This window comes from Candidatus Microthrix subdominans (assembly GCA_016719385.1).
Lineage (GTDB): Bacteria > Actinomycetota > Acidimicrobiia > Acidimicrobiales > Microtrichaceae > Microthrix > Microthrix subdominans.
Map to the genome: position 1 here is coordinate 830,015 of JADJZA010000001.1, position 24,630 is coordinate 854,644.

18 protein-coding genes and 1 pseudogene are annotated in these 24,630 nt (G+C 65.1%); 9 read left to right on the plus strand and 10 right to left on the minus strand.

All coding sequences use genetic code 11. The features are described from left to right. Window positions 1-32: 32 nt before the first annotated feature. Complete coding sequence (locus tag IPN02_03935; GenBank protein MBK9296023.1) at window positions 33-194, minus strand: hypothetical protein; 162 nt, start codon at window positions 192-194, stop codon at window positions 33-35. Between the two features lie 317 nt (window positions 195-511). On the opposite strand from IPN02_03935, the gene IPN02_03940 reads away from it, so the two are divergent. Further along, a complete protein-coding gene (locus tag IPN02_03940) occupies window positions 512-3,799 on the plus strand; it encodes a hypothetical protein (GenBank protein MBK9296024.1) in 3,288 nt (1,095 codons plus the stop codon). Continuing rightward, window positions 3,792-8,516, plus strand: a complete 4,725-nt coding sequence (locus IPN02_03945) for a DEAD/DEAH box helicase (protein MBK9296025.1) — start codon at window positions 3,792-3,794, stop codon at window positions 8,514-8,516. Before IPN02_03940 ends, IPN02_03945 begins: the two co-directional genes overlap by 8 nt. 8 nt (window positions 8,517-8,524) lie before the next feature. Here the strand turns inward: IPN02_03945 and IPN02_03950 are convergent, their stop codons facing one another. Next, a complete protein-coding gene (locus IPN02_03950; GenBank protein ID MBK9296026.1) occupies window positions 8,525-8,875 on the minus strand; it encodes a hypothetical protein in 351 nt (116 codons plus the stop codon). A gap of 611 nt (window positions 8,876-9,486) precedes the next feature. Between IPN02_03950 and IPN02_03955 the strand changes: the two genes are divergently transcribed. Both IPN02_03955 and IPN02_03960 read left to right on the plus strand, forming a co-directional pair. After that, window positions 9,487-9,756 carry a type II toxin-antitoxin system Phd/YefM family antitoxin gene (locus IPN02_03955; GenBank protein MBK9296027.1) on the plus strand — a complete coding sequence of 90 codons (270 nt, stop codon included), beginning with the start codon at window positions 9,487-9,489 and terminating at the stop codon, window positions 9,754-9,756. Beyond that, window positions 9,756-10,214 carry a hypothetical protein gene (locus IPN02_03960; protein ID MBK9296028.1) on the plus strand — a complete coding sequence of 153 codons (459 nt, stop codon included), beginning with the start codon at window positions 9,756-9,758 and terminating at the stop codon, window positions 10,212-10,214. Before IPN02_03955 ends, IPN02_03960 begins: the two co-directional genes overlap by 1 nt. A gap of 304 nt (window positions 10,215-10,518) precedes the next feature. Here IPN02_03960 and IPN02_03965 read toward each other — a convergent pair whose 3' ends face one another. From IPN02_03965 to IPN02_03990, 6 genes are all read right to left on the minus strand, one after another. Beyond that, a complete protein-coding gene (locus tag IPN02_03965; GenBank protein ID MBK9296029.1) occupies window positions 10,519-11,688 on the minus strand; it encodes an ATP-binding protein in 1,170 nt (389 codons plus the stop codon). A 97-nt stretch (window positions 11,689-11,785) separates the two neighbouring features. Next, window positions 11,786-12,508, minus strand: coding sequence for a hypothetical protein (locus IPN02_03970; protein MBK9296030.1), 723 nt, complete (start codon window positions 12,506-12,508; stop codon window positions 11,786-11,788). Continuing rightward, a complete protein-coding gene (locus tag IPN02_03975; protein ID MBK9296031.1) occupies window positions 12,475-12,735 on the minus strand; it encodes a hypothetical protein in 261 nt (86 codons plus the stop codon). The genes IPN02_03970 and IPN02_03975 overlap by 34 nt, the downstream gene beginning before the upstream one ends. A gap of 133 nt (window positions 12,736-12,868) precedes the next feature. Beyond that, window positions 12,869-13,297, minus strand: a complete 429-nt coding sequence (locus IPN02_03980; protein ID MBK9296032.1) for a cupin domain-containing protein — start codon at window positions 13,295-13,297, stop codon at window positions 12,869-12,871. A 661-nt stretch (window positions 13,298-13,958) separates the two neighbouring features. After that, window positions 13,959-14,198 (minus strand): addiction module protein, encoded by a 240-nt coding sequence (locus IPN02_03985; GenBank protein ID MBK9296033.1) that lies wholly within the window; start codon window positions 14,196-14,198, stop codon window positions 13,959-13,961. 525 nt (window positions 14,199-14,723) lie between these two features. Further along, the gene (locus tag IPN02_03990; GenBank protein MBK9296034.1) at window positions 14,724-15,767 is read right to left on the minus strand and encodes an NERD domain-containing protein; all 1,044 of its coding nucleotides are present in this window, start codon (window positions 15,765-15,767) and stop codon (window positions 14,724-14,726) included. A gap of 133 nt (window positions 15,768-15,900) precedes the next feature. Here IPN02_03990 and IPN02_03995 point away from each other — a divergent pair. The 3 genes and pseudogenes from IPN02_03995 (at window position 15,901) to IPN02_04005 (ending at window position 21,168) form a co-directional block, all read left to right on the plus strand. Beyond that, window positions 15,901-16,839 (plus strand): annotated as a pseudogene (locus tag IPN02_03995) (LD-carboxypeptidase). A 101-nt stretch (window positions 16,840-16,940) separates the two neighbouring features. Further along, window positions 16,941-19,475, plus strand: a complete 2,535-nt coding sequence (locus tag IPN02_04000; GenBank protein MBK9296035.1) for an SEC-C domain-containing protein — start codon at window positions 16,941-16,943, stop codon at window positions 19,473-19,475. Window positions 19,476-19,683: 208 nt separating this feature from the next. Next, complete coding sequence (locus tag IPN02_04005) at window positions 19,684-21,168, plus strand: FAD-dependent monooxygenase (protein ID MBK9296036.1); 1,485 nt, start codon at window positions 19,684-19,686, stop codon at window positions 21,166-21,168. A gap of 74 nt (window positions 21,169-21,242) precedes the next feature. Here the strand turns inward: IPN02_04005 and IPN02_04010 are convergent, their stop codons facing one another. Both IPN02_04010 and IPN02_04015 read right to left on the minus strand, forming a co-directional pair. Next, window positions 21,243-21,941 (minus strand): hypothetical protein, encoded by a 699-nt coding sequence (locus IPN02_04010; GenBank protein MBK9296037.1) that lies wholly within the window; start codon window positions 21,939-21,941, stop codon window positions 21,243-21,245. A gap of 144 nt (window positions 21,942-22,085) precedes the next feature. Continuing rightward, window positions 22,086-22,688 (minus strand): DUF998 domain-containing protein, encoded by a 603-nt coding sequence (locus IPN02_04015; GenBank protein ID MBK9296038.1) that lies wholly within the window; start codon window positions 22,686-22,688, stop codon window positions 22,086-22,088. A gap of 136 nt (window positions 22,689-22,824) precedes the next feature. Between IPN02_04015 and IPN02_04020 the strand changes: the two genes are divergently transcribed. Together IPN02_04020 and IPN02_04025 are read left to right on the plus strand one after the other, a co-directional pair. Beyond that, window positions 22,825-23,799 carry an ATP-binding cassette domain-containing protein gene (locus IPN02_04020; protein MBK9296039.1) on the plus strand — a complete coding sequence of 325 codons (975 nt, stop codon included), beginning with the start codon at window positions 22,825-22,827 and terminating at the stop codon, window positions 23,797-23,799. After that, window positions 23,796-24,542, plus strand: coding sequence for a hypothetical protein (locus IPN02_04025; GenBank protein ID MBK9296040.1), 747 nt, complete (start codon window positions 23,796-23,798; stop codon window positions 24,540-24,542). Before IPN02_04020 ends, IPN02_04025 begins: the two co-directional genes overlap by 4 nt. Window positions 24,543-24,630 lie beyond the last annotated feature (88 nt).

Sequence of the window (24,630 nt, forward strand, 5' to 3'; positions counted from 1 at the left end):
GCCGAATACCTGCTTTCGGACGTGTTCTGAAGTCAGCAGGCGGCGGCCGGCTTCCGTCCTTCGGGCTCTGTGCCGGTCTGCGCGTTGGCGCGGGCCTCATGGGGGAAGGGAAGTGTTTCGAGATGGGCCGCCGGAAAGCCGGTTCCCAGCTGCGGGTTGTTGCCGAAACGGCTCGTGCCGACGGTCACTGTCACAGCTGATCGCTATGGTTCATTTCTGAGGGGGAGGGTGAAAAATGTCACTTGCTGACCTACTTGAGCGCCTGTTGATCGACGACCCGGGGCTAACTCCGGATGAGCTGTACCAGCGTCTGGGCCGCGCCCAGTCGAAGGTCCGGGGTGCAAGCGTTGTTGACACCGTGCTTACGGCCCAACGCGATCGTTTTGTGCAGAGCTCACCGGGGCGGTACTCGTCGACGAAACAAGTAGAGCCGGTCGCTGAAGAAAGATCCTTGCAACCTGGCTGGAGGGAGCTGGAGCGGGACCTTCGATCCCAATTGAGGGGCTGCCGCATGGTGGCCGAAATTGGCCTTGGGGCAGCGCTTCATCAAGAGGTGATGGATGGTCTAGGTGAGGCGTGCCAGGACCTCCCAGGGCCGGGGGAGGTCGCTCGGGATGCACGAGCGCTCCTGGTGGTGGGGCTCGTCGGCCATGGCATCTACTACTACGAACTCGGCAGCTTCTGGGGTGACATTCCGGTCAAGGGGCTCGCCCAAAGTTATGGACCAGCGTTCTTGCGAGCGCTTGAACTCCTCAACTTGGAGACGTTTGCCGACATGGTCGCCGAAGACCGGGCGCTCCGATACGTAGCGCCGATCCTGGCCCACGGGGGCATCCCGAAACGCTGCCTCCCCGACTTTTTTGGGCTGATGGATCAAGGCTTTGCGCGAGGTGCCGGCGATGCGACCGACCTGTTGGCGTTCTGGCGGGCCAGAGGCGAGGCATTTCGGGCCAGCAAGCCAGTGCGGAGGTTCCTTCTGTTCGGCGGCGAGCTGGCCCACGACTTCCTCGACCGCTGTATCGACCTCTTCCGTGAGTGGTCTCGGTCGAAGACGCTGCTGTCGTCCGACGAGGCCGGGCTTCCGGCGTACGTTCTTACCGGCTTCAGAAGACTGGCTTCCGCTGGAGCGCTGAAGGCGGGCACCGCCACCTCACGTCGAGCTCAGCGCCCCTCATTGCGGCCGAAGTTCGTTTGCGACCCCTGGGATCTGGGTGGTCCATCGATCACGCTGCCTGCAGTTGAAAGCCAGGCTGGAGCGAGCTACTGGACGATCTCGTCGCCCTCCGGCGTGCGGCGAGAGGTGGCCTCGCGCACCGCCGATAAGTCGGTGACGGTTGGACCCGACCGCCAATGGGAGGTCCGCTTGATCTCCGATGGTGACCTTCGCTCGGAGACCGTGTTCGAGGGTCTTGACGACGTCCCGGCGCTGTTTATCGACTCGACGTCGATGACGTTGATTCCTCAGGGGCGGAGCATCAGGGGCGAAGACGTGCTGGTACTTCGGCCCTACTCCCAAGCGTGTCGATGGGTGCGCGCTGGAGATGCTGAGGACGTGCGAGTGATCGAGGAGCTCCCGGAGCTCAGCGGCGCGTGGTCCGGCTTCCGAATGGATCGCATCGACCTCCGAGGCTGCGAGGCGCTGATCGTGGGCGGTCAAGATGGGGCGAGGGAGCGCCGAGTGAGCGTGCGCTCCTTCGAACGCCCAACCCTCGGGGGTCAGATTCTGGACGGCGCGACCGCCGGCGACGGCGTACAGGTGTTGGTTGCCGACGCAGCGCTGACCCTGCCCGCCTCGTCGATTGGATGGACCGTCAAGCTGACGGTTGACGGTGAAACGATCACCACTGCTCATCCCGGTGGGCAACGGGTTGACCTGACAACCCGCCTACCTCTCGACCGGGCTGCGCCAGTCAGCCTGCTGGCTCGAGGAGCCCTCGGCTCCGACCTTCGCTGCCAGTTCGTCTGGGTTCCGGGCCTCGCACTGTCGCGTCCAGAGCGACTGGCGCTCCCCAACGAGCCGCCGCCGACGATCCGGGTCTCGTCGCCCGTTGTCGCTCTGGTTGGCGCGGCTTTCGGTGAGGAACTCGTAGCGAAGCCCGAAGGTGACGGAAACTCCATCACCTTCAAAGTTGAGGCCGCTGGTGGTGCCGTCACGATCCGGGTCCGGGTGCCCAGGCTCCGTTGGGGCCTGATCCGTGAAGGGCGTTGCGAGTTCGGAACTGCCCAGGCCCCGATGTCGGCGCTGGATGTGACCGGGTCCAATCCGCCTGGTCTTGCCGTGTCCACTGGAGAACGAGACCTGCCAATTGAACTCAGCCTGTCGATTGGAGGGGAGGAGCGGCAGCGCTCAGAGCACGCTATGAAGACCAGTGCGGTCGGGCAGTGTCGGTTCGATCTCGGCCGCTTCGCCGATACCGTCGGCTCGCTCGCTGAATCGGCTGAGCTGAACCTGCTCATCGGCTGGGCTCGGCGGTCTGTCCCGATTGCCAAGATCGTGCCGCATTACGAGTTTGTCGACCTAGAGATCGAATCGATCGGTCACTCCGGCCAGCGACTTCTTGATATCAGGGTCAAAGAGAGTCGTCCGGTCAAAGGCCGGGTGCTCCGGCTCTGGTCAGTAGGTCGTCTCTGGGAGGAGCCGTATTGCATCTCGCTCCCCGATGAGTCCATCGGTGGCACAACGCTGCTGCTCGATCCGGCTCCGCCCCCCGGCGAATACCTGGCGGAACTCCTGATTGATGACGGTTGGACGGTCGCTGTCCGGCCTGGATCCGTGGGTCGGGGTGTGGTTGCAGTTGGTCTAGGCGGCGGCGGAGAAGCGTGGAGCGACCTTCAGCAGCGCGCCGTCGATGACCCGCTGACGGTGATCGAGTCCATTAACGCATGGGGCGTGCCGGTACGAGAGCTGACTGAGGCGGAGCTGGAGGCGGTGCTCCTCGAAGCGGTACAGAGCTGGACGGTGATCAACCGCTCAAGGAGCCGACGAGCCCGTGAGCAGCGGGCCGCTGCAGCCCTCGTAGCGATGATCGCTCGCGCTCACGGCTCGCTGCCGTCCGTTGTTGATGAGCTGGCAGGTATCGAGGAACTCGACAGGAGTGAACTTTTGCGCCTGGCTGTTGCGCTTGCCCCGCTCGTCGTTCCGGGTGGGACCAAATGCTCGGACGAGGAGCTGAGGCCACTCTGGCAGTTGGCGACGGGCTTGGCCACCATCGTGGGGTTCGATCTCGGAGTGGACAGCGATACCCGAAATCCCGAGGAGTTTCTCGGTTGGTCCCCGGCGTCCGGTGTCGAAGCGCTACCTGTTGCCCCGAAGATTGAACAGCTGTGGCTCGGCATGGAACTGGAGCAGTTCGATGCAGTCTCGGGGATTCTTCAGAAGGAGCTACTCCCGAAGCCGCTGACTCTTGATGGGGGCGTAGAAGCGAACCTGCAATGGCTCCGGGCTGAAAAGGCTTCCGTCGGTCCCACCGTCTCGAGCTGGATGTCGTCCCATCACCGCCTGCTGAACCATCCGGCACCCACGTCGGAGTGGATCGTGCTGCACCTGTCGTCTCGGGCTGCGGCCGTCGGGGCTGCCCCATGGGGTGCATTTCCTCAACTCACCCTTGCTGCTGCCCTGCACGTCTGTGGCGACACAGACCTGGCTACGACTTCCCAGGCGGCGCTGGACAGCGCCATCGAGTTTGCTCCACTTCAAGTTCGACGAGACCTGATTCTGGCCCGGGTACTCACCGCCGACCTGCTTGCCACCTACGAGTTGGACAGCCTCCCTACCCAACGGATGAATCGCCATGCTTGACCCCCTGGAAACCACTCGCAGGATCGACGACGCCTTTCTCGGCTACCTGCGATCGTCATTCGGCCCACGACGGCCGGAGTTGCGCGACGCGTACCACCGGGCGCTGAATGAAGGTGGCGACCTCAGCCGCGGTCCGTTCGTTCAGGCCACCGCTCCGTTCAAACCAGGGCGCAGCGTCGACGAGCTGATCCGGGCTGGCGTTCTCTCCGCAGGCATGCGGGACCTGGCGGAATCATTCCCGCTGGACCGTCCGCTGCACGGTCACCAGGAAGCCGCCATCCTGAAATCGGTTGAGCATGAGCGGAATCTGGTGGTGTCAACGGGGACGGGCTCGGGCAAGACCGAGGCGTTTCTCTTCCCGATCATCGAGCACCTGTTGGGGGAACGAGAAGCGGGAACGCTGGGTAAACCCGGCGTGCGGGCCTTGCTGCTCTACCCGATGAATGCGTTGGCCAACGATCAGGTGAAGCGCCTCCGAGGCCTGCTCGCTCCGTTGCCCGAGATCACATTTGGCCGCTACACCGGTGAGACCGAGGAGACGCAACTTCGGGCCGAGAGCGATTTCCAGCAGCGATACCCGGGCGCCACCCTGCACCCGAACGAGCTGATCTCGCGGCAGGTCATGAAGGAACGGCCGCCTCATCTGTTGCTCACCAACTACGCAATGCTGGAGTACCTCCTCCTCCGGCCGGACGACACTCCGTTCTTTGACGGCGAGCACGCCAAGAGCTGGAAGTTCCTCGTGCTCGACGAGGCCCACGTCTACAACGGTGCTCAGGGAACCGAGGTGGCCTACCTACTTCGGCGGCTGAAGGACCGGGTGCTGAAGAGCGAGCAGGGCCGGCTTCGATGTTTCGCCACAAGCGCAACGTTGGGACGCGGGGTGGAGGACAACCCGCAGCTCGTGGAATTTGCCGAGCAGCTCTTTGGCGAGTCGTTCGAGTGGAGCGAGGCGGACCCGTCCCGACAGGACGTCGTCTCGGCAACGCGGTTGCCGTTGACAACTCACCAGCAATCGGCCCATGAGTTCACTCCCACCATCATCGAGCACCTGCACGAGTGCTTCCGGCAGAAGGAGCCAGCGGCGGCGCGTTTGGGAAAGATCGCAGATCGAACGGATCTGGTGGTCGACAACGACGTGCCGTCCACACTGCACAACCTGCTCGGCCAAGACGCCAACGTTCTCCGGCTGCAACAGGCGCTCGCCGAAGGCTCTGTCGAGCTACAGCGCCTTGCGGCGTTGACCTTCCCGGCCGTCTCCGGGCGGGACGCACTCACCGTTCAACTGATCGATTTGTGTGTTAATGCCCGCCACCAGGCTTCGGATACACCGTTGTTGCCCGCCAGGTACCACCACTTCGTTCGATCCCTTGAGGGCGCGTTCGTCTGCCTGCATCCCGACCATCCGCCGGCCACTCCGAAGATTTCATTGCAGCGGTTCGCCCACTGCCAGGGGTGCTCTGCGGCCGGCAGAACGACAGCGCTTCTCGAGCTTGCAACGTGTCGGCACTGTCGTGCCGAGTACATCGTTGGCGTTCCCGAGCCGACGAGCGGTGGATACGAACGACTGGCGCGCGCCAACGAATTTGATGGTGACCGGAGGTACTACCTGCTCGGTGAGGCGGTGGACGCCGATGACGATGATCAGATGTCCACCAACATTGCGGCTGAGACCACCACCGGTGGGTTGGAGCTGTGCACGTCGTGCGGAAGCGTGTTGGAGATTGGTGGTCAGTGCGCGTGCGGCGGGTCGAGTCATCGAATGGAGGTCACGCTGGTTGAGCCTGGGAAGGGCCATCGGGGGGCCGTACAGCGGTGTGCCTCGTGCGCAGGTCGTTCCTCTGGCGAAGTGCTGTTCCGGTTTCTGACAGGCACCGATGCTCCGGTGTCCGTGGTGGCGACCGAGCTGTACCAGAACCTCCCGCCCTCGGCTGATGATGAGGCCGCCGATCAGGTGGGGGAAGGGCGCAAGCTGTTGACGTTTTCCGACAGTCGGCAGGACGCTGCCTTCTTCGCCGGATACCTGGAGCGCACCTACGGACGGGCGCTGCACCGCGCTCTGATTTGGAAGGTTGTTTCGGAGGCTCGCGACACGTTGCGTACCGACAACGTGGTGGACGAGGTGATGAGGCTCGCCGAGGAGCACAAGGTCCTCGATATCGATCAAGGGCGAGTCACCAATCGAAACGAGGTCGCGGGGTGGTTGCACGAAGAGCTTCTGGCGATCGACCGACGCCAAAGCCTGGAGGGTACGGGCCTGGTGCACATCACGACGGCGGTCCCGAGCAGGTATGAGACACCCCCTCCGCTCTTAACGCTCGGCCTGACACAGCAGCAGGCAGACGGTTTCATCCAGCTGCTACTCAGCACGCTCCGATCCGGCGGAGCGATCTCAGCGCCGCCGGGCGTTGATATCCGGGACGAACGCTTCGCCCCTCGAAACCGTGCGGTCAGCCTCAGAATCGAAGGCGCAGATTTTGGGGTTCTGGGGTGGGCGCCATCAGCACCCAGCCTCAACCGCCGTCTGGACATCGCCCGCAAAGTGTTCGAGCGGCTCAACATCGACGACGACCCCGTTGAGGTGATCCGGTCGATCTGGGCTCACCTCAGCGATCGGAAGGGACCGTGGAAGCAGACGCTCATCGAGAGTTCCGACAGAAAGCAGGGAGCGCTCTGGACATTGGACAGCGCGAGATTTGAGTTCATCCCGCTGTCTCCGGGCAAGCAGCCCTTTCGCTGCAACCGCTGTTCTCAGGTGTCTTGGTGGAACGTCGCCGAGATCTGTCCGGCCTGGCGGTGCAGTGGGACCCTCGAGCGGGTTGTGGACAGCGAGGAGATTCTTGATGGGCACTACGCCAAGTTGTACAGGCGCCTCCAGCCGATCTCGCTGAGTGCCCAGGAGCACACTGCGCAGTGGACGTCGAAGGAGGCAAGCGCCGTCCAGGACAAGTTCGTCGACGGAGACGTCAACGTGCTCAGTTGCTCGACAACTTTCGAAATGGGTGTGGACGTCGGCGATATCCAGGCCGTGCTGCTGCGAAACGTTCCACCTGGAGTCGCCAACTACGTGCAGCGCGCAGGACGTGCCGGCCGTCGCACCGACTCGGCTGCACTAGTGGTGACGTTTGCGCAGCGACGAAATCATGATCGCAACTTCTACGAGCACCCCGACCAGATGATCGATGGGGTGGTGCCGACGCCCTCGGTCGTGTTGGACAACGTGCACATAGCGCGTCGCCACAGCCACTCGGTCGCCTTTGCCCAGTACCTTCGGCAGCTGGCGGAGCTTGGACAACGGGTCAACACGGTTGGTGACTTCTTCTCGCCGGAGTCGACCGATTCGAATCCGGCGGATGACTTTGCAGCGTGGTTGTGCGAGGGGCCAGACGAGTTGCAGACGGCGTTGAAGCGGCTGTTGCCCGCCCCGATTACCGATTCGATCGGGGTCGACGGCTGGGACTGGGTGCCTGCGCTCCTCGATGAGAACGAGGAGGACCCGACCCACGGCTGGTACGCCCGAGCCGGGGCGGAGGTCAGCGGTGAACTCGACCAGATCGAAACGATGCTCAACGAAGCGATTGAGGAGAAACGTTACGCCGCCCTCAACGGGTTCAAGCACCTGGAGAAGACTCTCCGTAATCGGCAGCTTGTCGGCTTCTTGGCCTCACGCAACGTGCTCCCCAAGTACGGCTTTCCTGTCGATGTCGTCGAGCTCAACCTGCGTGGATCGGGCCACCCGCTTGCTGGCCGAGTGGAGCTCACACGGGACCTGAAGTTGGCGATCACCGATTATTCGCCGGGCAACCAAGTAGTAGCCGGCAAGACCCGATGGATCAGCACCGGTCTGGCCACCCGGCCCGGCCACGCTTGGCCGGTCTACGGGTGGGCGGTCTGTGAGGATTGTCAGTCGTTCAGGCGTGCGTTGGCGGAACGGCCGGAAGAATGCCACGTCTGCGGATCGCTCAAAACGAAGCAAAGTGGCAAGTTCATCGTGCCGATCTACGGCTTTGTGGGACGGGCCGAAGGTGACTCGGGCGAGAGTCGGCCCCGAAAGATCGCGTTCGCAGAGCCTTACTTCAGCACCGATGACGACGCGGAGTTCGAGGTCGAGGACGGCCTGGCGAGTGCGATCCTCTCCTCAAGGATGTCGCGGCAAGGCCGGATCACCATGATCAATCGAGGCGGTGGCGCTGGCTACCAGGTGTGCAGCTGGTGTGGCTTCGGCTCTGCGCCGGTCGGTGGCTCTCGAGGAAAGCGAAGCCACGAAGATCTTCGCCGCCCGGGCAGAACCTGCGAAGGGCCCCTGACCAACCGCCATCTCGGGCATGAGTTCCTGACCGACGTGGTGGAGTTGAAGATCGCGTCGCGTTTCGACCTGGATACCGCGTATGGCGTCCTGTACTCGCTCATCGAGTCGTCCAGAGACCTGGGCGTCAACCGGGAAGAGCTGGACGGCACCCTGTACGTCTTCTCGAAAGGCAGCTCTCCAGCAATCGTACTGTTCGACGCGGTGCCGGGCGGCGCTGGGCACTGCCAGCGCATCGCCCGTCAGCTGCCGGCGCTCATCCAACATGCCTTCCGACGAGCGGACTCGTGCAGCTGCGGTCGCGATACCTCGTGCTATTCGTGCCTTCGGAGCTACGGCAATCAACGCAGGCACGAGACCCTCGACAGGGGACGCACCGCCGACGTCCTGGCCGAATTGTTGCGGGCCTGACGGTTGGCTCAGATGCTGGAAGCCAGATCGGGACGCTGGAGGTCCAAGCAGAGCTCACGAACGGCCGAGGCGTCGTCGACGAGCCCGTCAGGGGCCAAGTCCGAAGACTCGTCTTCCGTGAGAACGAAGTAGCGCGCAACCGCGCCGAGCCTCTCACGCTGGGACGGATCGAGGGCCGGAGCGTCGTCGATGAGGCTGTTGATCGCCGAGGCGATCTTCTGTGCGAGCTCGTAGTCGATGTGGGGTTGAGCGAGGCTCTCCTCGTCCAGCATCTCGGCGTGGGTTCGGACCTCCATGCCGAGGCGTCGCAAGTCATCGACCGATGTCGGCCGCTTGAGCCGTTCCAATGTGGCTTCCACGCCATCTCCCCCTTGGTACGCTGAGGTGAATACTATTCCGTTGGAGTCGGTTGCTGCTTGGAAGCGGGTGCAGGCATGCCGCTGACCGCCGTGCACCCGAAGCTGGGGACCGTCGATGCCAGCTTGGTGACGGACGAAACCTGGGCAACAATCCACAAGGTCCGCCCAAGGCCGATGCTGACCTGTCGAGGGTGTGAAGGACGGATGCAGGCGAGGAGGTCGTCGCTCGGATTGCGCTTCTTTGCTCACGATCGGACGGAGCCCACCTGCCCATCGAAACTGCTTCCACCTGCTTGGTGGGCTTGAACGCGCAGTCCAGCCGTCGCAGCACGGTAAGGGGCAGGATCACCTTGCCGTACTCGGACTGCTTGTGGTCGCCGCGCTGTAGGTGGGCGACCGACCCGATGAACGCGGCGTGGTTACGGATGGTGGTCGAATCACCCGAGGTCATCCTGTTGCCGTGCTCCCAAGTCGTGAGAGCTCATGGACGCACCTCGGCCGGTTTGGGCGCTCAATCCTCGGTGAGGTGGCGCTGCGGCGCCGTTACTGAAGGACGTCCGGCACCTCCGTCGGCGGTAGCACCTGCGCTCTTCAGGTGCTACATTTTGTTGGTGGCCGTCAAAGAGTTTGGGATACGTGAGCTTCGAAATGACACGAACTCTCTTCTTGATGCCCTTGACTCCGGGCACCAGGTCTTCATCACGCGGCGCGGGGCCAGGGTGGCAGAGCTACGGGTGCCCGAGCCGGTCGAGGAGATCGAACGGCTTCTCGCAGACGCCGACCGGTTGCCCGCTGTCGACACCGGGATGTACGACGAACTGTTCGAGGCCAAGGACGACGACGTTGCTGCGCAGTCCGACCGAGACGCTCTGTGGCGTTGATGCTCGACACGTCGGCCGTGCTCGGCTGGCTTGAACGGAAGACTCCCGGGGTCAGCGACGCTGTCCGCTCGACCGGAGCGACTCCGCTGATCCACATCGCCACGCTTGCCGAGCTCGAAGAGGGGGTCGCTCGGGCCGAGGCAGTCGACGCAGCGAGCACCGATCAGCGAAGGCAGACGCTCGAGTTCGTACTGCAACGGCTCGGTCGAACTCCGGGGCCGTCCGAAGTGGATGCAGAGTGCTTCGGCCGTCTCTCGGCCTGCACCAGCAGAAAGCTGTCACACAACGACAAGTGGATCGTTGCGGCTTCGATCATCGGTGGACATCGCCTACTCACCGAGGACGCCAGACTCCGCGCTCAAGTGATGGGTAACGCCGAGCTCGACCGGACGGTGGTTGGCCAGGGCTGGTCGAGCCCTCAAGTCGTGCTCGTCGGTCCAACGGGAGCCAACGCGTAGACGAGCGGCACGGCGGCACAATCCGGATCTCTGACGAGATGATCCGGCCAGAGCGCAAGCTGTGCGAAGGGCGAGTCTCAAAGCAGCGTGACGTTCGCTTGCTTCCTCAATCTTCGGGCCGTCCGGATTGCTACCAAGGGCTTGGGCCGTTACCGCCATCGCTCTGGCGCCCAGGCTAGGGCCACCCAGCACGTAGGAGTCGACGTCAGTCCGGACGAGGAGATCGGCCAGAATGACGCCGGTCTTGTCTTCGCGGTTCTTGGCCACATGCCAGGGTGGGCGCTCAAAGCGGGGGCCGGAGAATTCAGCTGCTCTTGACGCGTCGAACGTAATCGGCCATTCCCGGGACGGTGAACGCCAGCATGCCGTGCTCTGGCGAATAGGTGATGCCCTTGCTGATAAGGCTTGCTCGTGCCGGGCCGATGTCGCTTTGGGACCTCTTCTTCATCCGCTTGACCACGTCACCAATCCTTGAGGGCGCACCATCGTCGAGAGCCATGGCTTCGAGAAGTTTGCGTTCGCTCTTGGTGGCGCGCTCCCAGCGCGACAGATAGAACCCCTCGTCGAGCTTGTCCTGCCCGTCTGTAACACCCACTACGGCGTCGTCAAATGAAATCAGCGATGGGCCGACAGCCGCGTTCCACACTGTGTTCCCAAACTGTTGCAGGAAGTACGGGTAGCCACGCGCCTCGTCCAGGACGAACTGCTCGGCGCCTTGATCCCATTCGACCCCCTCGGCTGTTGCCGGATCCAGCAAGGCAACTCGGGCGTCAGTTGGGGACAGCTTGTCGACAAGTCGGTAGTCGAACAGCCGCTCGGCGTATGACTCTGCCTCAGCCAATTGAGTGGGCAGGTTGGGCAGGCCACCTCCGATGACGAACCACGGCAAGTTCAGCTGTCCGGCGCTGTGGCACGACCTGCACACAGCAGACATCTGCTTCTTCGTGAGCTCTTGCATCTCGTCGATGACTAACAAGACTCCTGTGCCGTCGTCCTTTGCCGCCTGACCAATCGCCTCGACAAGGTCGACCAGGTCGTGTGCAAGATTGCCGGTGTCGGCACGACCCGGAACACGGTCGAAGCCAAGGGACAGCCCAGAAGCGCCGACCGTGGCCTGGAACGACGTGATCGAGCCGAGAGCGTTGGTGGCGTTCTCCGTTGCCTTGGACATCCACCCCCGATTACGTCGGGCCCCGTTGGCCAGCCCGGTGGCCAACGATTTATCGAACCGGGTTGGTTCCGCTTCGATCTGGACGACGAGCCACCGGCGACTCAACGCTCTGCCGGCGAGCTCGCCGAGCAGAACCGTCTTTCCCACGCCCCGCAGTCCGGTGAACACGACGCTTCGCGCCAACTTCCCGCTCTGTGCCCGGTCAGCGAGAATCTCGAACGCCTCAATGTCCCTGTCCCGTCCAGCGAGAGCGACTGGTCGGAGGCCGGCCCCTGGGTTGTACGGGTTGTTGCGCGGGTCCATCCCGCAAGTATATCGAACCCTAAGGCATCCTAAGTTTAAAGTTAGAGTGCCTTAGGATTTGGTATGCTGGGAGCGTCGGACGACCGGTCTGAACCCGCTACGCCTCGGTGAGCTCCGTGGTGGTGGGAAGCGACACGTCCAGCGAGGACACGTCGATCTCGCCGCCGAGCTCGGGCTTGGCAAAGGCGCCCGTCGAGGCCACCACCTGCAACGTGAGCGAGGAGTCGGCCTTCATGTGCTGGGCGATGACCTCCAGGTCCACCTCGGCGGTGTGCTCCTCGCCGTCGAGGGTCACCGGTACCGGGGTGATCTGGTTGCCGACCACCGTGTTGGTTTCGGGGTCGACCAGCTGCGCAAACACGTGGGTGGAGGCCCTCGCCCGGGTAGTGCCCGAATAGGTCATCGCCAGCTTGGGGGCACCGACGACCAGCACCTCGCCTTCGGCGGTCACCTTGGCTTCAACCGCCTGGTCGGCCGCCACGGGATACGGGGTGAGCGGGGTGACGAGCCCGCCGAGCAGGCCCTTTCCCGCGCCGTCCGGGAGCGGCCCGGATTGGCTGTCGGCGGTCAGCCTCAGCGTCGAGCCGTCGGAGCTACCGCTGACCGTCCCAGAGCCGGGCTGGTCGGCGGTTGGATAGTCGTCGCCCACCCAGTGCTGGTCGTTCTGGTCGACGATCTCCACTGGGCTGCCCAGGTCGACCGAGGTGTCGTCCTTCAGGTAGCGGTCCAGCCATGCGGTCGTCGCTTCGGTCACCCGGTCGGTGTTGCCCTCGCTGGTGAGACAGCTCACCAGCTTGCCGGCCCAGCCCGCGTTGACCATCTTGTCGGATACAGGCTGGTTTTGAGGGAGTGCCAGGCCATGTTGGGCACCAGGGCGTCCACCAGGCAGTCGATACTGGCTACCGTCAGCTGGATGCCGCCGCCGTAGGACGCTCCGATCATGCCGGCCCTAGGGTCACCCGCTGCGTCGAGCTCCGCCTCGGGTTGTTCGGCCACCCGGTCGAGCAGGATCTGCACGTCGCGTCCCTCCCGCTCCGGGTCGTTCACCGACGCCACCCCCGCTCGACGCCGAAGCCGCGCCGGTTCCCGGTCATCTCAGCCTCATCGCTTCAGCCGAGCAGCCCGGTACCCGCGGTCGGCAGACGGGCGCCCAGGCGCACAGCCGACATGTCGGTCGGACTCAGTGGTGGTGGTGCTCGTCCGCGTCGGCCTCGGCCTTCGTTGCATGGTCGGTGCCGTGGGGGTGCTCGGGTGGTCCGTAGATCGCGTAGACCTTGAGCGGCTCGTCTCCGATGTTGGTGATGTTGTGCCAAGCCCCAGCCGGCACGAAGATCGCCCAGTCGTCGCCGACCTCGCGGTCGAAGTTCAGGTCATCTTCGGTCGGGCCCATCTGCACCCGTGCCCGCCCGGCTTCGACCCGCAGAAACTGGTCGCCATGTTCGTGGACCTCAAGGCCGATGTCCCGGCCCGGCTCGATGCTCATCAGCGTCAGCTGGATGTTGGACCCGGTCCAGCGGGTGGTGCGGTAGTTGTCGTTGGCCAGCGTGTCGGCCTCGATGTTCGTGACAAACGGGTTCGGTCCCTCGTCGTTCAAGTTGCTGTCGCTCAACGGCTGTCCTTCGTCGGTGGATGAGACCTGTAGGTCTAGCCCGAGAACGCCCGGCGGGCGACCGCTCCCACGCAAGCCAAGCTGATGAGTACGACTCTCTGCCGGAGCACCTGCGTTTTTGTACGAGGAACTGTTCGAGGCCAAAGCCGCCGACGTTGTCGCGCGGTCCGACCGAGACGCTCTGTGGCGTTGATGCTCGACACGTCGGCCGTGGTCTGTGAACACGTCGCTCGGGCCGACGCAGTTGGCGCAGCGAGCGTCGAGTTGCGAAGACAGACGCTTGAGCTCGTGCTGCATCGACTCGGTCGAACATCGACTACTGACCGAGGACGCACGGCTCCATGCTCAGGTGATGGGTAATGCCGAGCTCGATCGGACGGTAGTTGGCCGCGGCTGATCCAGTCCCCAAATCGTGCTCGTCGGCTCAGCGAGGGCAACTGCGTAGCTCGCGTAGACCTGCTCGCCAGACCTACTCATCGGACTTCTTGCAGTCGTCAGGCGGCAGGTCGACGGCCGATCCGGCGACGTGACCTTGCTACCAGGTCGCCCGAGACGCCCAGTAGTTGGGCCGACGACGGTCGTGAGCGATGGCCAGGATTCGAGCTGGGTCATCCGCAACGATGTAGGCAACGTGGTAGGGAAACCGAGAGATCGGAGCTCGTCACCGTGCAAGTTTGGCTTGAGCCCGGTCTCGAACGACCGACCAGGGTTCTCCCGGATCCTCGCCTGAAAGGGCCAAGCGAGCCCGATGCTCGAGTTCTTCTGACCACGCGGCACGCACGCCGTCAAGATCGTCATGGCTTGCCTCGTCGTCGAGGCTGGCGAGCAGTTTGGCTACAACTTCGGAGCGCTCCCGGCTTGGCAGGGTCAACGCCTCACGAAGGACCGAGTCAATCGACATGAGCCCACGGTACCGCCCTGGAACACTTCCGTGCACTCGCAAAGGCAGCCGGACGGCAACGTCGATGTCGTTGGTCGACCTGGGTTCGTCCACAAGCGAGCCAGCCGTTGAACCCCCGAGCACCCAGGGGATTTCGAGCGCATCCAATGCCGCGCCGATCGCAACAGCGTGCTCAAACGGGCCCAGCGCTACCAGCCTTCGGTGTCGGGGTCCCAGCCGTACGCTGCGATGCTGAGATCTCGGCCGTTTCGCAAAGCTGCCAATCGAAGGAAGACCTCCCGATCGGACGCTGTCGGGTAACGCCGACGTATTCCGGCCTCCGCCATCAGATGGACGTCACGGTTGAGCGCATCGACGCATGCCGATTTTTCGGCAGGTGACATAACTCGCCACCTCTGCACCTGATCCTCACGTGCAGAAGAAGAGGTGTCGTTCGCTTTCAAGCTGCCTCCAGAGTCTCTGAATCCTGCCGGGTTCCTAGATGCAGCTCAAATGATGGCGCCAAGTGGCGCCCCTGGCCAGTCGCTATCCGAGGTTGGTGATGATGACGGCAATCAGAAGAACAACTGTCGCTCCGAAGCCGGCGAGCCACGCGACCCCCAAGCGCCTCACGCTTGGACGACGGGTCGCCACGATGCCAGGAGCCACGATGGCGATGGCGGCGGGAACCCACGCCCATAGAGGAAGACGGAGGGCGAATGCGGACGCCATCATTGAAGCCAAGCCCGTCAACGCCAGCAGCGCCGCTTGGGTCATGATCTCGTTAGCCGAGCGGGGTCTGGGCCCATCGCGCTCGATGTCCGCACGATCTCGGCGCTCGGCGTGCTCGGCGAGTTTGGCGTAGGCGCGCTCAATTTCGTCTCGATCCGTGCGCTCGTCGGCGAGGTCGTCGAGGGCCTGACGTAGCCGCTTGCCGGCAACGATGGTGACGCCGTTGTCGGCGCGATGAAATTCGTCAGTGGTCGGCCGGACGTGAGGGCCCCAGACGACGAGGAGGGGGCTGATCGGTGCGTCTGCCCGTGCGCCCCAGCCGATAAACCGCTTCACGTCGTCGGTGTTGCGCCTCGCCTGGTCGGCCCAATTTCCGACCCAGCGATCAGTCCCGTCGAGTGCCAGCGGTGAGCTGTTCCACTTGGACTCGATGACCATGAGCCCGCCTGGCCCGATGGCGACGTGGTCGATGTCGCCGTGCTTCAGCGTGAGGTGATTCACCACCCGCCACCCCCGCTTTCGGAGTGACCGGAGTTCCCCATCGGTCCAGACCTCGCCTTGTTCGCCCATCATCGATTGAGAAGCGCCACTTGCGATCATGCACCAGTTGTAGGCGGACGTGATGACGAAGGCGGTCCATGCCCCGAACGCGAACCCTTTCACCGCGTCGAACTGGCTGGGTAGAAGGAAGACAAGCGCGCCGAGCGAGATCGCTACCGCCGTTGTGATTGCAAGATGTGCCGCCACGCGCCGGACGAATGCCCGTAGCCGCTCGGATGCGAACGCCCGCCCAGACGCACCTGCGCGTTCCGTGCTGAAGCGACGCTCGTGGCGTCGCGCTTTGATGAACTGAGTCACGGCACGAGTCTGGCCGAAGGCGGGCGCCTTTCAGTGATTCCCAAATTGCGTGCCGCCTGCCGATGCCGCGTGTGAGGATGACGCCGTGCATCGAGCGTCCGTGAAACCCAAACCGCTGGCTCATGGCAGCCACGTCCGCGTGATCGCCCCGTCGAGATCACTGGCCATCATTTCGGAGGGGACTCGCACCATCGCCAACCGACGGTTTGCCGAGATGGGGCTCACCCTGTCGTTTGGGGCTCACGTCGAGGAGAGCGACGAGTTCGGCTCGACGACCATCGACCACAGGGTCAGCGACCTGCACGCTGCGTTTGCGGACCCCACGGTTGATGGAATCCTGACCGCCATCGGGGGCTACAACTGCAACCAGATGCTCCCGTTCATCGACTGGGATCTGATCGCTGCGAACCCCAAGGTGTTCTGCGGCTACTCGGACATCACGGCGCTGTCCTGCGCCATGTATGCCCACACCGGGCTGGTCACCTACTCCGGCCCGCACTACTCGACGTTCGGCATGGAGCGGCACTTCGAGGGCACGCAGCAGCGGTTCGTCGACGCGCTGTTCAACCCGGCCCGCCGTCAGGTTGACCACTCCGCACGCTGGACCGACGACGCCTGGTATCTCGATCAGGACGACAGGACCGAGCGCTCGACAGACGGGCCGTGGGTCCTGACATCTGGGGAAGCTTCAGGCCAGCTGATCGGCGGGAACCTCAGCACGCTCAGTCTCCTGCAGGGCACCGAACACATGCCGGGTTTGGACGGCTCAGTGCTGTTCCTCGAGGACGACTATTTGTCGTTCCCCGAGAACTTCGATCGCCAGCTCACCTCGTTGAGCCACCAACCCGGATTTGAGGGCGTCAGGGGAGTACTCATCGGCCGGTTTCAAGCCGAGGTGGGCATGACGCGGTCGAAGCTCCAACACATCATCGATTCCAACCGGCGTCTCGCCGAGCTACCGATCGTCGCCAACCTCGACTTCGGCCACACCGACCCCATCCTGACCATTCCGGTCGGGGGCCAAGCCTGGCTGGACGCCTCGCCCGAGCTCTGCATGCTCGAGATCGAGTAGCGGTAGGGGCCGCTTGTTGCCCGGTTGTACGAAAGGCCTCAAGGGTGGGCGCCGACGTGCCGTGGGCATGCTCGCGATGGTGCCATGCTGGCCCGATGGTGATGAGTGACGAAGATGTTGGTGCCGCCCTCGCCGAGGTGATCGGTGGTGGGGTGGTCCCCCGCACCGAGCTCAAGGATCGGCTGGTCGAGGCGGGGTATCGAATTGGAGCGGAGACCCTCGAGCGCGGGATCCAGGGCGACACCCGCTTCTTCGAGATGGGCGACACAGTGGGGTATCTCCCCGGCCTGACGGAGGGGGTGGCGTTCAGCGTGTGGATCGACCCCGAGACCGCCGCAGAGGACTACCTCCTGATGTACCCGACGCTGGACGTGATCGGGTGGTGGCTCGTGGAATGCCCGGTCGACCTGTTCGATGAGACCGGTGAGCGGATCGGCGCCGTCGAGAGCGACGGCTGGCTCATCGACGATGTCGACACCGACGTCCTGGTGGGCCCCGAAGGATGGCTGAACCAGTTCGCCGACTCGTGGGTGGCGTTTCGCGTCCGACAGGGAGCGCTCGTCATCGAGCGGCTCGCCGATCCGCCCCCGGTTGAACCCGCTCGTGCCGCTGCCGTGCGGGCGGCGTTCGACGCTGTTGCAGAGGTTCAGCAGTACCAACCCCATGACCGCGACGAACTGGTCGACGTCCCGCGGAGCGAGGTGTCGACGTTGCTCCAGGAGGCGTTGCGCGCTGACGGTTCGCTGTTTGTGGGCGACCCGCTGGCGCCGTCGGCCGACCTGCTCGCCGCAGCTGGTCTGCGCTTCGAGCGGCCCTGGGTCGTGCCCGCCGACCTTGATCCCGAGACCTTCGCCGCCGCAGAGGCCGAACGTCTGGCCATGGTTCGGTGGGGCGTCGATGCCGAGGACGCGCTGGCGGCGCAGATACTGCTGGGGGCGATCAGGCTTCACGGTGGGGGGAGCCCGATCGCGTTTGGGACAACCTCCGAGGATCAGGAGATGTCCCCTGCGTTGTTCGAGGCGCTGCTCGAGCGGAAGCCGGTCGCCAACATCGTCGCCTCCGAATGCTCCGGTGCCGAGATGTGCGACGCCGCCAGAGGATGGGCCGAGTCGATCGCTGCGGTCTTCGAGGACGACCCGACCAGCTGGGCCGCAGGTTGGCTGGTCGCCCACTGCCAGCTTGTCAGCGGCGACGTTGATGACGCGGCCGTGTTGCTCGATGGGCTGCCCTCCGACATCGATCACCTGCCGGTGTTGATCGACCGGGCCCGGCTCGCCATCGAGCGCAGCCAGGCCAAGGAAGCCAGGCGGCTTCTGACGGCGGCCGAGCGGCTGGCCGACGACCTCCCCAGGATGGCCCTGTTGTCCTTCGGGTATCGGCAGTTGATCGGTGAGCTCAACGAGGAGGTGGAGGTGTGGGCCGACAACCAGCCGAGGCCGATGGCGCGTCGAAACGAACGCTGCCCGTGCGGATCGGGCCGCAAGTACAAGGTGTGTCACCTGGGGCGCGAGCTGCACCCGATCGGAGACCGCTCACTTTGGCTCTACCACAAGATGGTCCGTTTCGTTCGGGAGCAGGAAGAGGAATCGATCGACTCGCTCGCCTGGGCGATGACCGGTGCCATGGACGAGCCCCATCGCTGGGTGGAGATGGTTAAGGCGCCGATGATCCCCGACATGGTGCTTCACGAGGAGCACCTCGGTCAGCGTTTCCTCGACGGTCGGCGATCAACCCTGCCAGACGATGAGATGCTTCTGGCCCAGCAGTGGCAACTGGTCGACCGCAGCGTGTTTGAGGTCGAGTCGACTGGTCCGGACGTCATCGTGGTTCGTGACCTCGCCACCGGCGAATCGATCGAAGTCGTCAACGTGGAGGATGGCCCGGCGTCGACGCCCGGGACGCTCCTGATTGGCCGTCCGCTGCCGGTAGGCGATATCTACCGCGCCTTTTCAGGCTTCATGGGACTGCGGCCGGACTTAGTCCAGGACGCCCTGTCGGTGCTGGACGAGAAGGATCCTGATGCGTTGGTTGCGTTACTCGGCTCGATGCATCGAGCGCCCGTCATGCGAAACACCGACGGCCAGGACATGGAGCCAACCACGATCACCTGGTCGTTGCCCGACGACTCCGACGTGACCGTTGCGCTCACCCGGGCGGGCTTCACCGATGCAGGAGGGGCCTGGACGCTCGTGCGCGACACCGCCAACCAATCGGGTGCGGTGGTCGCATCGCTCCGGCTGGACGGCGACACGATCGAGGGCAACGTCAACTCAGCCGAACGGGCCGGAGAACTCGTCGAGCTGGTCGCCGAGCACCTGCCGGACGCCGTCCATCTGAGCACGGAGGTGGTCGATCTCGACGAGATCGACTCAAGCGACGCACCCGCTCTGCCCGATCAGTCCGAGTTGCTGGCCAACCCTGAGATTCGGGCCGCGATGGAAGCACACATGGCGAACTACGAAGCGGAGTGGCTCGACAGCCCCATTCCGGCACTGGGTGGCCGGACGCCTCGCGATGCGGCCGCCGACCCGATCGCCCGCGAAGAGCTGATACGGCTGCTGGCGACGTTCCCGGAGCTGGAAGCGGGTGACGTCGGCATGAGCCCCGAACGTCTGCGGGCTGCGCTGGGTCTCTGACCGGTCCCGTTGCACGCGGCGCATGCCATGGGTGCGCCCCGCTGTCGGCCGGTCTCGCCATTCTCAATGTAGGGCGTATCGGGGGGCTTGTAGCAAGTGCAGATTTCTGGTTTCGTCAACCTCACCGCGAGCCCGATCCGGGCGCGCCGACCAGCAGCGCCACCGGGCGATGGCAGTCAGCTCGGCCGGTAGAACAGGGGAGCGATTGATGAACCAACACGACGCGTCGGCGCGAGAGCATGCGGTGGTTATTGCAGGAGGTGGGCCGACCGGATTGATGCTGGCGGGAGAACTGGCCCTTGCGGGCGTCGATGTCGCCATCGTCGAACGGCGGGCGGACCAGAGCCTGGACGGCTCCCGGGCGGGTGGGCTGCATGCCCGCACGCTCGAGGTGCTCGACCAGCGCGGCATCGTCGATCGGTTCGTCGAGGCCGGGCAGACGCACCCGGCCCTCGGCTACTCCGGGTTCTGGCTGGACATCACCGATTTCCCGACCCGTCACCCCTACGTGCTGGCGTTGTGGCAGAAGGACTTCGAGCCGATCCTGGCCGGCTGGATCGACGAGCTCGGGGTGCCGTCCTACCGCCAGACCGACGTGGCCGGTTTCGTCCAGGTCGACGGGGGCGTCACGACCGAACTGTCCGACGGTCGGCGGCTGCGGAGCCAGTATCTGGTGGGATGCGACGGTGGCCGCAGCACGGTGCGGACGGCCGCCGGCATCGACTTTGTCGGGTTGGACGCAGCCACCAGTTGGGTCATCGCCGAGGTGGTGATGGACGGCGAACCCGAGGTGGGAATGCGCCACGACAGCCTCGGCACCCATGGCATCGGCCCGAGCGGCAACGACGGGTTGATGCGCGTGGTGCTGACCGAACGGGAGCTCGGCGAGGGCCGCCCCGACCTTGACGACCTGCGCGCCGCACTCAAGGTTGTGTACGGCAGCGACTTTGGCCTGCGCAGCGCCGACTGGATCTCCAGGTTCACCGACATGACCCGCCAGGCGACGACCTACCGCGACCGGAGGGTGCTGCTGGCCGGCGATGCCGCCCACGTCCACCCGCCGCAGGGCGGCCAGGGCCTCAACATCGGCGTTCAGGATGCGGTCAACCTGGGTTGGAAGCTCGCCCAGGTGGTCGACGGCATCTCACCGGACAGCCTGCTCGACACCTACACGGCCGAGCGCCACCCGGTCGGCACCCGGGTGCTGCGCAACACGATGGTCCAGGTGGCGCTCGCCAAGGCCGATGATCGGCACCAGGCGCTGCGTGACGCGATGGGCGAACTGCTCGAGATGGACGAACCACGTCGCCACGTGGCCGCCATGTTGTCCGGCCTCGACGTCCACTACGACCTGGGCGGAAGCCACCCGCTGGTGGGACGGCGGATGCCCGACCTGGAACTCGACACCGCCGACGGACGGATCCGGGTGTTCGATCTGCTCCAGAAGGCCCGGCCGGTCCTATTGAATCTCGCCGGCTCGGGCGACGTCGACCCCGGGGTGTGGGCCGATCGGGTCACCGTGGTCGTCGCCACGCACAGCGGGGCGTGGGAGCTGCCGGTGATCGGCGAGGTGCCGGCTCCCGCCGCAGTGCTGATCCGCCCCGACGGTTACGTCGCCTGGACCGGCGACGTCGGCCAGGACGATCTGCACGCGGCGCTTACCGCCTGGTTCGGCGCGGCCACAGACCGCTGACGGAGCACTGAATGGAGAGATGGTCGAGCATGGATTCGATCATCGCACTTGAGCGACCGAAGTGGAACTGCCCGTCACAGGCAGGCCAGGTACGCCGCCTCCGAATCGGCGGCGGTGATGCTGCCCGAGTCGACGTCGACGGTGTAGGAGGCGGTGAACGGGTCGGAATCGTCCCACACGAAGCGGGCCTCAACCTTGTAGATGCTGTCGTTGCCGGTCGGGGAACCCTTGATGGTGTCGACAAAGCCAAGCCCTCCGCAGTTCTCGATGGCCTCACCGACGAGTCCAGCGGCCACTTCGCTTCGGTCGGTCGGAGCCGCCTCGGGTGCGGTCGTTGGCGCTGTGGTCGGGCTCGGCGCGGCTGTGGTCGCCTGCGAACCCTTGGTCGTCGGCGACTGCCTGGGGGCGGTGCTCGCCGCTGCATCTTCGGAGGTCGGCGCCTGCGTCGCTTCGGTGTCGCCTGCGCCGGGCTGGGCGTCGCCGGGCGGCACCCCGGTGGTCGTCGAAAGGGTTGTCTCGGTGGCACCGGGCTCGGCGACCACGTCCTCGGTGGAGATAGACCCGTCATTGCGGAGCAGGAGAACCGCTGCGATCCCCGCAATGATGAGAGCCACTGCGACCCCGCCGATGACCCACCACGCTCGTGGCGCTGCGCCGTCCACCTGGGGCTCAACCTGCATCGGCAGTTCGGTCCCACACGAGGCGCAGAAGTGGGTTTGGTCTGTGGCGGGCGTCCCGCAATTGGGGCAGGCGGTGGTGGGGGTTTCGGCCATGATCACTCCGTCGCGGGCGTCTCAGAGGTCGGGTCCTGACCATACCCATGGGGGTATGAGAAGCCCAATCGTGGCGGGGCGCTGCCCACGCGGTTTGGCGGTCATCACCGATGGGCGTGCGTCAACGAGCGGTCTCAGGGCCGCTCAGCCGACGAGCAGGCCAATCGCCGTGGCCACCAGCCAGGCGAACATCGCCGCATACCAACACCGCTCGACCAGGCCGAAGTAGGTGCGCAAGATGCAGGGGGCAAGCCAGGCGACCGCCAGCGCGACGGCGGTGATCGCCACCAAGGCCCCCAGCCACCCGAACCACGAGCCGGCAAAGACCCACGACGGACTGTCCGCGAGTCCGCCTCCGAGTCTGCTGGCTGCGATCGCGATGGCCGCGAACGCCGTGGCCGCGAGCAGGTTGTGGATGATGCCGGTGCTGGTCCGCTCGGCCCCGGGCAGGTCGGTCGGGAACCCGGCGATCAGCACGCGGCTGATCGCGAAGACGAGCAGCCAGGTGCTGCCGTCGCCGTCGAGATCCGCCGACCGCAACCCAACCCAGATGGCGACGGACGCGAGCCCGACCAAAACGACCTGAGCGCGGTACCACGCAGCGTGCGGGCCGGCGCCGTAGTCGCTGACCGGGTCATGCAACGGTGCCACGTCGGGCGCCACGCGATGAAGTTGGACCAGGCAGGCGACGGCCGCAACAAGCGCTACCAGCGCTGCAGCTGCCAAGACGGTTGCTGTCGTCCCCACGTCTTGCGATCCTACGCCAACGGCGACGAACGACGCTGCCGAACTTCGACAGGTGGGCCCCTAGGGTGACGCGCGGACGACGCATGCACCGAACGCACGACGAAAGAACGCACACGTTTCAGCGAGGTAACGACCTATGAGACCGGAATCGCACGCATCCGCTGCACCGACGGGACGGAACCCGGAGGACGCTTCGGCCGAAGGTGACGTTGTCCTTCGCGTTGATCACCTCACGAAGCGCTACGGCGACCACACGGTGGTCGATGACCTCACCTTCGTGGCGTCGCCCGGCCGGGTGACCGGATTTCTTGGGCCGAACGGCTCCGGCAAGTCCACGGCCATGAAGGTCATGCTCGATCTTGCCGCCGCCGACCAAGGGACGTGCACGATCGGCGGTCGCCGCTACCGCGATCTGGCGAACCCCGCCCGCACCGTTGGGGCGCTGCTCGAGTCCAACGCCTTTCACCCGGGCCGAAGCGGCCGCAACCATCTGATGTTTCTGGCCGATGCCACCGGTACCCCTCACTCGCGGGTGGACGAGATGCTCGAACAGGTCGGGCTCGCCCACGCAGCGAACCGACGAGCGGGCGCCTACTCGCTTGGCATGGGTCAGCGCCTCGGCCTTGCTGCTGCGCTCCTCGGTGAGCCGAAGGTGCTCATCCTCGACGAGCCGGGCAACGGGCTCGATCCCCAGGGCACCCGAACGCTGCGCGACCTGCTCCGTGCCCACGCCGCAGGTGGCGGGACGGTGCTGGTGTCGAGCCACCTGCTCGGGGAGGTCGAGCACCTGGTCGACGATGTCATCGTCATCAACGAGGGCCGATTGGTCGCCCAGGGTGCCCTCGCAGATCTACAGCAGCCGGCGTCGCTCGTCCGGGCCCGCGAGTCGGATCGACTCGCCGCAGTGCTCGAGGGCGAGGGCGCCACCACGTCGGCCCACGCAACCAACACGCTGGTCGTTCGCGGCATGCCGATCGACGAGATCGGCGACCGGGCCTTCACCAACGGCATCGCCCTGAACGAGCTGTCGCCACACGGGGAATCGCTCGAAGAGCTGTTTCTGGGTTGGACCTCCGACCTGACCACCGCCGAGGAGGGCCTCACGCCATGACCATGAGACGACTGGTTCGATCGGAGTTTCGCAAGCTCACCAGTACCAAGATGCCGTTGGCGTTCCTTGGGGTGCTGCTCGCCTTTGCGGTCATCAACGCGGTCATCGTCGTTGCCGGTACCGACATGGACGGTTCCAAAACCTTCATCTCGACCGCTGCCGACCAGCAATCGCTGGTTGCGTTCGCCGCCAACGGCTTCATCCTCGCCGCACTGTTCGGTGCGATCGCCGTCGCCCGCGAATACGGGCATCACACCGTCATTCCGATGTTTCTCGCCTCGCCCCGACGGCACCGGGCGGTCGGGGCGCAGCTCGGTGCGGTCGCAGTCGGCGGAGCCGTGCTGAGCGTCGTCGGCACGGCACTGACGATTGCCGCCGTTGCGTTGGCGTTGCCCACCACCGACTACGGCTTCCTCCTGTCGGCCGGCAACGTGCTGCGACTCCTCGGCGCCGCCGCGTTCGCCGGAGCGGCCGGTGCGGTATTCGGCGCCGGGTTTGGTTCGATCGTGCGCTCCGTTGGCGGGGCCGTCACCGGCACCACCATCGCGCTCATCATCGCCCCACCGCTGATCGTGCAGATGGCGAACGACACCGCATCCTGGATGCCCAACATCCTCGCAAACGTGCTCGCCGGCGCCGGAACCGACGTCAGCACACCGGCGGCTCTGGCGGCACTCGCCACCTGGGCGCTCGTCCCGGCGGCGATCGGTCTCGTCGCCGTCGAGCGGCGCGACGTCGTCTGAGGGGTAGGCGCTACCGCTTGGTCAGCGTGGCGAAGCTGGCCCGCCGCTGCAGGCGGGCAGGTGTGCGGCCCGGGCGGGGGTGGTGGAG

What these genes read in the sequence shown, in the direction of transcription:
- IPN02_03940 (MBK9296024.1), top strand. Translation starts at nt 512, where the DNA reads ATGGTGGCCGAAATTGGCCTTGGGGCAGCGCTTCATCAAGAGGTGATG.
- IPN02_04020 (MBK9296039.1), top strand. Translation starts at nt 22,825, where the DNA reads ATGAGACCGGAATCGCACGCATCCGCTGCACCGACGGGACGGAACCCG.
- IPN02_03945 (MBK9296025.1), top strand. Translation starts at nt 3,792, where the DNA reads ATGCTTGACCCCCTGGAAACCACTCGCAGGATCGACGACGCCTTTCTC.
- IPN02_04005 (MBK9296036.1), top strand. Translation starts at nt 19,684, where the DNA reads ATGAACCAACACGACGCGTCGGCGCGAGAGCATGCGGTGGTTATTGCA.
- IPN02_03960 (MBK9296028.1), top strand. Translation starts at nt 9,756, where the DNA reads ATGCTCGACACGTCGGCCGTGCTCGGCTGGCTTGAACGGAAGACTCCC.
- IPN02_04000 (MBK9296035.1), top strand. Translation starts at nt 16,941, where the DNA reads ATGAGTGACGAAGATGTTGGTGCCGCCCTCGCCGAGGTGATCGGTGGT.
- IPN02_03985 (MBK9296033.1), bottom strand. Translation starts at nt 14,198, where the DNA reads ATGTCGATTGACTCGGTCCTTCGTGAGGCGTTGACCCTGCCAAGCCGG.
- IPN02_03965 (MBK9296029.1), bottom strand. Translation starts at nt 11,688, where the DNA reads ATGGACCCGCGCAACAACCCGTACAACCCAGGGGCCGGCCTCCGACCA.
- IPN02_04010 (MBK9296037.1), bottom strand. Translation starts at nt 21,941, where the DNA reads ATGGCCGAAACCCCCACCACCGCCTGCCCCAATTGCGGGACGCCCGCC.
- IPN02_03970 (MBK9296030.1), bottom strand. Translation starts at nt 12,508, where the DNA reads ATGGTCAACGCGGGCTGGGCCGGCAAGCTGGTGAGCTGTCTCACCAGC.
- IPN02_04025 (MBK9296040.1), top strand. Translation starts at nt 23,796, where the DNA reads ATGACCATGAGACGACTGGTTCGATCGGAGTTTCGCAAGCTCACCAGT.